This is a genomic window from Microbispora sp. H10830 (assembly GCF_014161375.1).
Classification (GTDB): domain Bacteria; phylum Actinomycetota; class Actinomycetes; order Streptosporangiales; family Streptosporangiaceae; genus Microbispora; species Microbispora catharanthi.
On sequence record NZ_JABBWX010000011.1, the window covers coordinates 187,887 to 199,429 of the forward strand.

Sequence of the window (11,543 nt, forward strand, 5' to 3'; positions counted from 1 at the left end):
TGCGGGACCGCAGGGTCAGGACGGGGTGACGCGGTCAAGCAGGGTCCGGGCGCGCGCGACACCCGCCTCGTTGCCGAGGCTGCGGTAGATCTCCAGGGCCTCGGCGACGGGCTCGTACGCCTCGTCTCCGCGGCCCGCCTCCAGCAGCACCTCGCCGAGCGTGCGGAGCCCGCGGGCCTGCCACCAGCGGTCGCCCAGCTCCGCGAACTCCCCTACGGCCTCGCGCAGCACGGCGACCGCCTCGTCCGCACGCCCCAGCCGGGCCAGCACCGCGCCCTCCGACGACCGGGTCCTGGCCACGCCCCAGGGGTCCCCGAGCTTCTCGAGCGTCTCCTTCGCCAGGCGCACCCCGGCGTACTCGCGCAGGCCGTTTTGCGGGTCGCCGATCTCGCCGGCGGCGCGCAGGCAGCGGGCCTCCTCCCACTCCTCCCCGCGCTCGTGGAACGCCCGGACGGCGAAGCGGAGGGCGTTGCCCGCCAGGACGAACCTGCGCTCCGCCGCCGAGGCGTCCCCGGCCGTGAGCAGCTCGCGCGCCTCGGCGGCCAGCACCTCTCCGAGCACCCGCTGGGTCTGCGCCTCCGAATAGCGGTTGCCCCCGCTCTCGAAGACCGCGAGAGAGTCCTCAAGGAGCCCCCTCGCCTCGGCGAGCCTGCCCTGGGCCAGGCGCAGCTCGGCCAGGTTGCGCTGGGTGCGCGCCTGCCACCAGCGGTCGTCCTCGGCCCTGAACGCGCTGATCGCACCGGTGAGGTACCCCTGCCCGCGGTCGAGGTTGCCCTCGCCGAACAGCGTCATCCCGACCGTCCGCATGGCCCGCGCCGCCCACCACGACTCCCCCAGGCCGGTGAAGAGCTCCAGCGCCCGCTCGGCGTCCGCTCTCGCCGCGGCGGATCGTCCGCTGCCGCCCACGACCGCCGCCCGTTCCATCAGCGCGATTCCCACGGCCCTGAGGTCGCCGGTCCGCTCGGCGGCCTCGCAGACCAGGTCGGCGACCTCCCGCCAGTCGGACCAGTACGCGCGCAGCGAGTGGCACAGCGAGCAGAAGGCCCGCCCGGTCGCCCAGGCCAGGTCCCACAGCTCCTGCGACCTGGCCATGTGGACGGCCGACAGCAGGGCGAGCCGCTCGGCCGTGAACCAGGCGGCCGAGGAGATCTCCCCGCTGTCGCCGCTCTCGCCGCCGGCGCGTACGCCGCGCCGCCGCCAGTCCTGGGGCCAGCGCTCGGTGGCGGCGCTCTCGGCGCGGCGGCGGTAGCCGTACAGGACCCGCTCGACGGCCGCGCGGCGGCGCTCCTCCGGCTCCTCCCGTACGGCGACCTCGCGGGCGAACAGCCGGACGAGGTCGTGCAGGCGGTAGCGCATCCGGCCGGTGACGTCGCGGCCCGAGCACTCGGCGAGCTGCGCGTCCACCAGCGCCTCCAGCTGGTCGGCGCCGTCGAGCTCCGAGGCGCCCAGCAGATCGCCCGCCACCCACGCCTGCATGTCGGGCGCCGGCAGCAGGCCGAGCAGGCGCAGCAACCGGCGCTGGATGCCGGTGCAGTCGTCGTAGCTGAGCTGCAGCGAGGCCCGCACGCTGCGGTCGATCTGCGCGCCGACCTCGAGCTGGCCGAGCCTGCGCCGCTCGTCGGCGAGCCGGTCGGCCAGCTCCCGCAGCGACCACCGCTCCCTGGTCGCCAGGCGCCCGCCGCAGATGCTGATGGCGAGCGGCAGCCGATCGCACAGCCGGACGATCGCGAGGGCGGAGTCGAGGTCGGCGGCGACGCGCTCGTCTCCGGCGAGCCGGGCGAGCAGCTCGACCCCCTGTGCCTCGGTGAAGACGGCGAGCTGCCGGTCGTAGCGGTTGCGCAGGAACAGCGGCTGCCGGGAGGTGACGATCACGGCGCAGCCCGGCTCCGGCGGGATCAGGACCCTGACCTGCTCGGCGCTCTGCGCGTTGTCGAGGAATATCAGGACGCGCAGATCCTTGGTCCACGTCCACCAGAGCTTCTGCAGCTCGGCGAGGCCGCCGGGGTCGGTGGTCAGCCGGACGCCGAGGGCGCGCAGGAACGCGGCGAGCACCTCCTCGGGCCGCACCGCGCCGTCCGCGCCCCGCAGATCGAAGTAGAGCTGGCCGTCCGGGAACTCGGCGATGACCTCGTGGGCGAACCGCGCGGCCAGCGCCGACTTGCCGACGCCGGCCCGCCCGTAGAGCGACACGACCAGTGGGGCGTCCTGGTCGCCCGCCGAAGGACGGCCTCCTACGGCGAACCGCTCGTGCAGCTCCGCCAGCACCTCACGCCGGCCGGTGAAGTGCGCGATGACCGGCGGCAGCTCGGCGGGCGGCGGCGTCCCCCTCGCCGCCCGCGGGCCGGACACCGCCGACGAGGGCGCGAGCGTGGCCCAGGTCATGGTGCCCACGAGCGCCGCCGCCACCACGGTGATCACCACGCGGGCGGGCACCGGCAGCGTCCATATGTCGAGGGAGGTGCCGAGCGCGCTCGCCACGGCCGCCGCGACACCCGCGAGGGCGGGCGCTGCCAGCGAACCACGCCGGCGAGCGGGCGGCCGTACGCCGGGGACGTCGTCGTCGCGCGTGGACGGGAGCATCCGTCAGGTCCTCCAGGGCGTGCGGTCGACGTCGGACGGCTCGGAGAACGGGCAAGGCTACAGTCGCGATTCAACCAGAATGGGAGCGACTGTTACGCCTGACGGTCAAGTTCTTCCCCAGTGTTCGCCAAACAGCCGTAATGTATGGCGTCGCGGACGCTTCTCGATCAGCGGTCTCGGCGGAGTGATCGGAAGCGGGGCCGCCACGGACCCGCACCAGGCAGCCACACCCCAATGGAGGACCCGGATGGCACGGCCGGCTCACCGGTTGACCATGGCCGCTCTCGCCCTCGCCGTCAGCGGCGCGACCGCGGCGCTTCCCACGGCGCCGGTCCACGCGGAGTCCCTCACGGCCGCGAGCACCGCGGTCGCCTCGTCCTCCGCCGCCCGAGGACTCGCAGCGGCCTCGGCGACCCGCAGGCACCGCGCGGCCGCGCCGAAGCCCGATGGCGACTCGCCCGTGCAGCACCGCCTCGTCGGCGCGTGGACCACCTCGACCGACCGGATCACGGCGGCCCTCGGCGGGCAGACCGTGCGGATGGTCGTGCGCGCCAGCGTCGGCGGTGCCGGCATGCGCCTGCGCCTGTCCAACGTCTTCGGGGCGGCGCCGGTGACGTTCGCGAACGTGCACGTGGGCGTCCAGGCGTACGGCGCCGAGATCCTCGCGGGGACCAACCGGCCGGTGACCTTCCGCAAGGGCGCCTCGGTGAAGGTGCCGCCGGGCCAGGCCGTCTGGAGCGATCCGATCCCGGGCCGGATCGCCGGCGGCTCCGCCCTGGTCGTCAGCCTCCACCTGCCCGGGACGGTCAGGGGTGTGACCGGGCACGAACGCGCCTACAGCACCACCTACCTGTCGGACCCGGGAGACCACGCGGCGGAGGAGAGCGGCGCGGGCTTCACCTACACCAGCACGCAGTGGTATTTCCTCGACCGGATCGCGGTCGAGGCGGGCGGGGCCACGGTCGGTTCGTTGGTCGCGTTCGGCGACTCGATCACCGACGGCGCGGGCCAGGCGGTCGACGCCAACCGCCGCTGGACCGACTACCTGCGGCAGCGGCTGGCCCATCAGTCGCCGTCGCGGCGGTTGGGGGTGCTCAACGCCGGCATCGCCGGGAACCGGCTGCTGCACCCCAACGTCGGCCCGAGCGGTCTCAGCCGGTTCTACCGCGACGCGCTGTCCCAGCCGGGGGTGCGCACCGTGGTGGTCTACGAGGGGATCAACGACATCGCCCGGGGCGACTACACCTCGATCAAACCGCTCGCCTACGGATACAAGAGGTTGATCCGCGAGGCGCACGCCCGCGATGTCAAGGTGCTGGGCGCCACGCTCACCCCCTTCTACGGCTGGAGCACCTGGACTCCGGAGCGCGAGGAGATCAGGCAGCGGCTGAACGCCTGGATCCGCACGAGCGGGGTGTTCGACGCCGTCCTCGACTTCGACCGGGCCGTACGCGATCCCGAGTTTCCCGAGCAGCTGGCCGTCTCGTACGACTCGGGCGATCACCTGCACCTGAGCGACGCCGGGCGGCTCGCGCTCGCCGACGCGGTGAACCCCCGCCTGCTCTGATCCCGGAACGGCCGCGGGATCGCTACCGTGTGACCATGGTCGCCCCCCTTGAGCCCGACGACCCGCGCACGCTCGGCGGGTTCCGTATCAGCGGACGTCTCGGCGAGGGCGGCCAAGGCGTCGTCTACCTGGGTTATGCGCCCGACGGCGCTCCGGTCGCGGTGAAGGTGCTCAAGACCGGGCTCGACCCCGTCGTCCGGGCACGGCTGGCGCGCGAACTCGACGTCCTGCGCGGCGTCGCTCCCTTCTGCACCGCCAGGGTGATCACGGCGATGGTGGACGGGCGCGAGCCGTACGTCGTGAGCGAGTTCGTCGACGGCCCCTCGCTGCAGCAGCGGGTGACCGCGTCGGGGCCGCTGCGCGGAGGCGAGCTGGAACGACTCGCTGTGGGGACGGCGACCGCGCTGGCGGCGATCCACGGCGCGGGCATCGTGCACCGCGACTTCAAGCCGGGCAACGTGCTGCTGGGGCCGGACGGTCCCCGTGTGGTCGACTTCGGCATCGCCCGCCAGGGCGAGAGCGAGACGATGACCGCGGGCCCGGTGGGCACCCCGGCCTACCTGGCGCCCGAGCAGATCGCGGGCCATCCGGCCACCCCCGCCTCCGACGTGTTCGCGTGGGGAGCGACGATCGTCTTCGCCGCCAGCGGCCGGGCGGCGTTCGGCGCCGGCAACGTCGCCGCCGTGCTGCACCGGATCATGACGACCTTCCCCGACCTGACGCCGGTGCCCCCGCCCCTGCGCGCGCTGGTCGAACGCTGCCTCGCCAAGGACCCCGCCGCCCGCCCCGCCGCCCGCGACCTGCTGCTCGAACTGGTCGGCTCCGCGCCCGGCCCGGTGCGTACGGGCGCGGCGGCGAACGGCGTCGCGCCCGGCGGGCCCGCGCAGCCGTATGATCCGTCTCCGTGGACGGCGGCCTCGCCGTCGGCGGGTCCCGCCGGGGAGCACGGAGCCGCCGGGGAGCACGGGGCCGCCAGGAAGCACGGGGCCGCCAGGAAGCACGGGGCCGCCAGGAAGCACGGGGCCGCCGGGGGGCACGGGGCGGCCGACACCGTTCCCGGTGGCCGCCGGGGCGGATCGCGCACCCGGGTCCTGGCCGGGGCCGGCGCCGCCGTCGCGGCTCTCGGGATCACCGCCGCGCTGCTGGTCCCGCGCCTGGCCGCGATGTCCGGCGGCCCGTCCCCCACGTCCCTGGCGAGCGCCCCCGCCCAGAGCCCGTACGCGGCGGACCCGACGCCGACCACCCCCGAGCCCGGCGGCACCGCCGGGACGGACCCGGCGACCGCCTCCGCACCCGCGGGCATCCCGCAGGCGTTCGAGGGGAAGTGGCGGGGGCACATCGCGCCCACCGCCGGCCTCCTCACGAGCGAGTACGACATCGAGATCGAGTTGAAGCGCGGCAAGCCATCCGGCAGGTGGAAGGAGCCCGCGAACTCCTGCGACGGCACGCTGCGGCTGACCGCGGCGTCCGGCTCGGCGCTCACGTTCCGGCTGGAGGACGTCCCGCAGTGCGTCCCTGGCGACGTCGTGCTCACCCGCAAGGGCGACGGCCTCGCCTACCGCCATACCGACGACCTCGGGCTGTTCGCCTACGAGGGGACCCTCACCAAGGACTCCTGATCTTCGCGTTCCGGCGGGGCGGGGCCGTGCTGCCGCGAACCACGAGGGTGGTGCCGAGCTCGACGAGCGTCTCGGACGGTCTTTCCCCGTCGGCCAGCGCCAGCACGATTCGCGCGGCGGTGGCGCCGATCTCGAAGAACGGCTGGCGCACCGTGGTCAACGGCGGCGCCACCCAGGCGCAGTGCTCGATGTCGTCGAACCCGACGACGCTGAGGTCGTCGGGGATGCGCAGACCGGCGAGCCGGGCGGCCTCGTAGAGGCCGAACGCCTGCAGGTCGTTGCCGCACACGATGGCCGTCGGAGGGTCGGGCAGGGTCAGCAGCTCCGCTCCGAGGTCCCGGCCGTGCTCGAAAAGGAACGGCCCGTCGCGCATGAGCCGTTCGTCGAACGGGACGCCGGCGGTGTCCAGAGCGGCGCGGAACCCGTCCAGCCGCGCCCGCGAGGCCAGGAAGCCGGCCGGCCCGGTGATCACGCCGATCCGCCGGTGCCCCAGCTCAAGCAGGTGCCGCGCGGCCGCGAGCGCGCCGCTCCAGCCGGTCGATCCCACCGACGGCGTGGGATTCACGTCCCCGGTCGGGTCCAGCGCCACGAGGGGGACGCCACCGGCCTCGAACAAGTCGCGGTGCTCGGTGGTGACCCCGGAGACGACGGCGACCACCCCCACAGGCCGCCGCAGCAACAACGGCTCCACCCAGGGCAGGCCCGCCGTCACGCGCGAGCGCACGTCGGTGAAGCCGACGACCAGATGACGGGAGGCCGCGACCTGCTCGACGCCCCGCATGATCTCGAGCGCGATGGAACCCAGCATGTGGCTGAACACCACCTCCAGGCCGTGCGCCGGCCCGGCGGGCACCGGCCTGCGATACCCGTGCTCGCGCAGGAGCGCCTCCACCCGCAGACGGGTGCTCTCCCCCACCCCGGCCTGGCCGTGCAGCACTTTCGAGACCGTCGGCGGTGAGACCCCGGCGAGCTGGGCGATCGCAGCGACGCCGAGGTCGCCGCGCCGAGGTTCTCGGCGCCTTCGCGACCGGTCTCCCTCGATCATGAGGCGAGTCTACGGGACGGGATTCGCCGTCATCCGCGACCGAGCGCCTGCGAAACCCTCATCTCGGCGCCCTTCCCCGATGGAGGTCCGGCCGGGACCGGTGTGAGCGCGGTGACGCCGGGTAGTGCGAGCGCGTCCACGCACAGGAGGAAACCCATGGCAACCGACGTCATCAGCCTGATCAAAGAAGATCACCGCGATGTGGAGTCGCTGTTCGAGCGGCTCCGGAGGATGCCGGAGAACCGGCCGGCCCTCCTCGCGGAGCTGGCGGCGAAGTTCATCGCCCACAGCGAGGGCGAGGAGGACGAGGTCTACCCCGTGCTCGCCAAGCGGCAGCCCGAGGAGAAGGAGGAGGTCCACCACGGCACGGAGGAGCACCACGAGGCCGAGGAGATGATCTCCCAGCTCCTGGAGACCGCCCCGGAGAGCCCCGAGTTCGACACGCTGCTGCACGAGCTGATCGAGGCGGTGACGCACCACGTCGAGGAGGAGGAGAACGACATCCTCCCGGTTCTGGAGAAGGCCGTCCCCTTCGAGGAGCGGGTGCAGCTCGGCAAGGCCTTCAGCAAGCGGAAGGCCGAGGTGCTGGCCGCTCCGATCAAGCCGCGCTCGCGGACGAAGGACGAGCTGTTGCACCAGGCCGGGGAACTGGGCGTCGAGGGTGCGTCGGGGATGAGCAAGGACGAGCTGGCCGCCGCCGTCAAGCGGAAGAAGCAGGCGCGGGGCTGAGCGCGCCCGCGTCGCGGCGCTGTCCGCCCCGGCGCACCGTCGAAGGCGCGGCGCTGTCCGCCCCTGCGCACCGTCAGAGGCAGGCGTACAGCGCCGCGACCATGGGCTTCCACCTCGGGTCCGGGCCGGCCGCGCTGACGACGAGGCGGCTCGGCGTGTAGGCCAGGGCGACCCCCGCGTCAGGGTCGGCGAAGGCGAGCGCCCCGCCCGAGCCGCTGTGCCCGAACGCGCGCGGGTTCGGCGCGAACGGCCGGATCTCACAGGGCAGCATGTAGCCGAGCGCGAACCTGGTCTGCGCCAGCAGGACCTCGTCGCGCCCCTCGCTCCGGGGCGCGACGGCCCGGCCGAGCACGTCGGGGCCGAGGAGCGCGCCCGCGCGACCGGCGACGCGCCTGCGGCACGACACGAGCCTGCCGTACAGCGTGGCGAGAGCCCTGGCGCTGGCGTGCCCGTTGGACGCGGGGATCTCGGCGGCCCGCCAGCGCGCGGTGTTGGCCAGACCGGGCGTGAGCTGCTCGGCCGGGTTGCAGAAGGCCATCGTCGTGATCGAGCCGGGCTCGGACATGGCGCCGGTCAACGATGACGGTGTGGCGTCCGGCCCGGCCTCGGGCGGGGCGAGGTAGGCGGCGCGTCCCGCCTCCGAGGCGGGCAGGCCGATCCACAGGTCGGGGACGCCCAGCTCGTCGCGGACCAGGTCGCGCAGCGGCCGCCCGCCCACCCGGCGCAGCACCTCGCCGACGAGCCAGCCGAAGGTCACCGCGTGATACCCGTGCCGCTCCCCCGGCGTCCACCACGGGCTCTCGGCCGCGAGCGCGGCCGTCATCGCGTCCCAGTCGAACAGGGAGCCCGGCGGCAGCTCCCGGCGGACGGCGGGCAGCCCCGACCGGTGCGCGAGCAGGTCGGCGATGGTGGTGGCGGTGGCGAACCCGGGCCAGTAACGGGCCACGGGGGCGTCCAGATCGAGCAGTCCGCGCTGGACGTACAGGTGCGCGAGCGTCGCCAGCACCCCCTTGGACACCGAGAAGACGTTGACGACCGTGTCCCGCTCCCAGCGCCGTACGCCGTCCGGGTCGGCCGTGCCCTGCCAGAGGTCCACGACCATGCGCCCGCCCGCGTACACGGCGAGGGCCGCGCCGCCTTCTCCGCCGCCCGTCTCCCTGAACGCGTCGGCGACGGGCGCGAAGGCCGGATCACACCACATGAGCGCTCCTCCAAATTACTCAACCTGAGTTGCGAAACCATGGTTGAGTATTGGAGCATCCGGGGGTGGTGTCAAGCGATCTGACCCTGCTGTTCACGGCCCTCGCCGCGGCCTGCGACGCCGAGGTGCGCGCCCTGATGGCCGCCTCCGGGCACGACCGGGTGCGCACCGTGCACGGATACGTGTTCCAGCACCTGCTCACCGGCCCCGTACGGGTGTCCGACCTGGCCGGGCTGCTCGGCATGACCCCCCAGGGCGCCTCCAAGGTGGCGGCCGAGATGGAGCGCATCGGCTACGTGGCACGCCGGGCCGATCCCGGCGACCAGCGGGCACGAATGATCGAGCTGACGCCGCACGGCAGGGCCGCGGTCGAGGCGGGCCGCGCCGCCCGCGAGGCCGTGTCCGCCCGGATGCTCGGCCTTCTCGACCAGCCGGAGGAGTTCCTGGCGTCGCTCAACCGCCTCGGTGACGAGACCGGCGCGCTGCGCGAACTCCTCGCCCGCCGGCTGCGCCCCTGATCAGCCGCGCGACCTGCGGCGGTTCAGCCGAGCGCGGGGACCAGGTGGACGAGGTCGGCGAGGCCGTCGGCGACGAGGTCGGCCCGGGCGGCGTCCGGGCGCTCGGAGTGCAGGTAGCCCCAGGGCCCCCGGCGCAGCAGGGCCGTCCGCATCCCGGCCCGCGCGGCCGGCAGGACGTCGTTGTCGAGGCGGTCGCCGACGTACAGGATCTGCCCGGGCTCATGGCCGCAGACCGCCGCGACCTTGGCGAAGAACGCGGGATCGGGCTTCTCCACTCCCCATCCCGCCGAGGTGTGGATCCCGTCCACCGGCAGGTCCATCGCGACCAGCGCGTCGTACGCCTGGGGCGGCTGGTTGCCCGCCACCACCAGGTCGTAGCCGGCCTCCCGCAGGGCCGCGAGGCCGGGCCGCACGTCCGGGTAGAGGTCGTCGGCGTCGAAGTTCTCGCGCAGCCCGCCGGTGTCCTCGCGCCGCCACGCCTCAATCTCGGCGTCGAGGTCGATTCCCGGCCTGATCAGCTCGAACGCCTCCCGGTGGCTCCGGTCGAGCGCGGCCATGCCGCCGAGCACCCCCATGAAGGTCAGGCGCGGCACGCCCAGCCGGTCGGCCCACCGGGACCAGATCCGGGTCTCGTCGATGAGCGTCTCCCCCACGTCGAACACGAGCGCCCGGACCATGACCGCCTCTCCCCTTCGTCCTGTTACGGCAGCCACTCTATGGTGTGCCGTAACATCGCCGGACGTGAGCGAGACTCGGTATGCCCTGAACGGCATGGTGTGCACGGTCGATCATCTGGCCTCGGCGGCGGGCGTCGCCATGCTCGACAACGGCGGCAACGCCGTGGACGCGGCCATCGCCGCCAACGCCGTGCTGGCGGTCACCGCCCCGCACATGTGCGGTCTCGGCGGCGACCTGTTCGCCCTCGTCCACGACGGAACCGTGAGCGCGCTCAACGCCTCGGGGCGGGCGGGCTCCGGCGCCGATCCCGGCCGGCTGCGGGCGGAGGGCCTCGGCCGGATGCCCCACCTGTACGACATCCGCTCGGTCCCGGTGCCCGGCTGCGCCGACGGGTGGCTGGCGCTGCACGAGCGGTACGCCCGCCTGCCGCTCGCCGACCTGCTGACCCCCGCGATCCGCCTCGCGACGGAGGGCTTCCCCGCCTCGCCGCTGCTCGCCCCGGGCGGTGAGTTCATCGGCTCGCTGCCCGGAGCCGGGGACTTCGCGGCCGCCCGCCGCGCCGGGGACGTGATCCGCAGGCCCGGCGTCGCCAGGGCCCTCACCGCGCTCGGCGAGGGCGGCCGTGCGGCGTTCTACCAGGGCGAGTTCGGCAAGGGCCTGCTGGAGCTGGGCGGCGGCGAGTACACCAAGGAGGACCTGGCCCGGCCGAACGCCGACTGGGTGGAGCCGCTGAGCGTCGAGGTGTTCGGGCACCGGATCTGGACCGTTCCGCCGAACTCCCAGGGCTACTTGCTCCTGCTGGCCCTGGAGATCCTCGCCGAGCTCGGCCCGCCCGCCGACCCGGCCGACCCGCGCTGGGCCCACCTGCTGGTGGAGTCGGCGAGGGCGGCCGGGCACGACCGGCTCGACGTCCTCCACGAGGCCGCCGCCGCGCCGCTCGGCACGGCCGCCGCCCGCCACGCGCTGGTCGACCCCGAGCGGCGTTCCCCCCTGCCCGACGCTCCCGCCGGGCCTGGCGACACGACGTACCTGTGCGTGGTCGACGGGGACGGCATGGGCGTCTCGCTCATCCAGTCGAACGCGTCGGGCTTCGGCAGCCTGCTCTTCGAGCCCAGCACCGGGATCAACCTGCACAACCGCGGCATCGGCTTCTCGCTCACGCCCGGCCATCCCGCGGAGTACGGCCCGGGCCGCCGTCCGCCCCACACGCTGTGCCCGGCGCTGGTCACCCGGCCGGACGGGACGCTGCGCACGGTCCTCGGCACGATGGGCGGCGACGCGCAGCCGCAGATCCTGTTGCAGCTGGTCACCCGCCTGCTCGCGCACGGCCAGACGCCCGGCGAGGTGATCGCCGCGCCGCGCTGGGCGCTCGGCAGCGGCACCGGCTTCGACACCTGGCGGTCCGCCCCCGTCGTGGAGGTCGAGGAGGGCGCGCCGTGGGCGGACGGCCTGCGCGAGCGCGGGCACGCCGTCGAGACGGTGGAGTGGGGCTCCAACTTCGGCCACGCCCACCTGATCGACCTGCTCCCGTCGGGCGTGCTCGCCGGGGCGGCCGACCCTCGCGCGCTGATCGGCGCCGCCCTGGGTCGCTGAACGGAGACCCGGC

9 protein-coding genes are annotated in these 11,543 nt (G+C 74.4%); 5 read left to right on the forward strand and 4 right to left on the reverse strand.

Annotated features, from left to right (window positions below):
* Positions 1-15: 15 nt before the first annotated feature.
* Entirely contained in the window at positions 16-2,580 is a 2,565-nt protein-coding gene (locus HHX35_RS26790; protein ID WP_182901481.1) for a tetratricopeptide repeat protein, read from the reverse strand.
* Between the two features lie 247 nt (positions 2,581-2,827).
* On the opposite strand from HHX35_RS26790, the gene HHX35_RS26795 reads away from it, so the two are divergent.
* Together HHX35_RS26795 and HHX35_RS42740 are read left to right on the forward strand one after the other, a co-directional pair.
* Positions 2,828-4,147, forward strand: coding sequence for an SGNH/GDSL hydrolase family protein (locus tag HHX35_RS26795; protein WP_220505915.1), 1,320 nt, complete (start codon positions 2,828-2,830; stop codon positions 4,145-4,147).
* A gap of 35 nt (positions 4,148-4,182) precedes the next feature.
* On the forward strand, positions 4,183-5,766 hold the full coding sequence (locus HHX35_RS42740; protein ID WP_220505916.1) for a serine/threonine-protein kinase: 1,584 nt from the start codon (positions 4,183-4,185) through the stop codon (positions 5,764-5,766).
* Here the strand turns inward: HHX35_RS42740 and HHX35_RS26805 are convergent.
* Positions 5,750-6,811: a LacI family DNA-binding transcriptional regulator gene (locus tag HHX35_RS26805; protein ID WP_182901482.1), complete on the reverse strand. Its 1,062-nt coding sequence runs from the start codon at positions 6,809-6,811 to the stop codon at positions 5,750-5,752. The two genes, HHX35_RS42740 and HHX35_RS26805, sit on opposite strands and share 17 nt — an antisense overlap.
* A gap of 156 nt (positions 6,812-6,967) precedes the next feature.
* On the opposite strand from HHX35_RS26805, the gene HHX35_RS26810 reads away from it, so the two are divergent.
* Positions 6,968-7,540: a hemerythrin domain-containing protein gene (locus tag HHX35_RS26810; protein WP_182901483.1), complete on the forward strand. Its 573-nt coding sequence runs from the start codon at positions 6,968-6,970 to the stop codon at positions 7,538-7,540.
* Positions 7,541-7,613: 73 nt separating this feature from the next.
* Here the strand turns inward: HHX35_RS26810 and HHX35_RS26815 are convergent, their stop codons facing one another.
* On the reverse strand, positions 7,614-8,741 hold the full coding sequence (locus HHX35_RS26815; RefSeq protein ID WP_182901484.1) for a serine hydrolase domain-containing protein: 1,128 nt from the start codon (positions 8,739-8,741) through the stop codon (positions 7,614-7,616).
* A gap of 65 nt (positions 8,742-8,806) precedes the next feature.
* Here HHX35_RS26815 and HHX35_RS26820 point away from each other — a divergent pair, with 65 nt between their 5' ends.
* Positions 8,807-9,259, forward strand: coding sequence for a MarR family winged helix-turn-helix transcriptional regulator (locus HHX35_RS26820; protein WP_220505917.1), 453 nt, complete (start codon positions 8,807-8,809; stop codon positions 9,257-9,259).
* Between the two features lie 23 nt (positions 9,260-9,282).
* On the opposite strand, the gene HHX35_RS26825 is transcribed toward HHX35_RS26820, so the two are convergent.
* A complete protein-coding gene (locus HHX35_RS26825) occupies positions 9,283-9,936 on the reverse strand; it encodes an HAD family hydrolase (protein WP_182901485.1) in 654 nt (217 codons plus the stop codon).
* Between the two features lie 64 nt (positions 9,937-10,000).
* Between HHX35_RS26825 and HHX35_RS26830 the strand changes: the two genes are divergently transcribed.
* Positions 10,001-11,530 (forward strand): gamma-glutamyltransferase, encoded by a 1,530-nt coding sequence (locus tag HHX35_RS26830; RefSeq protein ID WP_182901486.1) that lies wholly within the window; start codon positions 10,001-10,003, stop codon positions 11,528-11,530.
* The last annotated feature ends 13 nt before the right edge of the window (positions 11,531-11,543 follow it).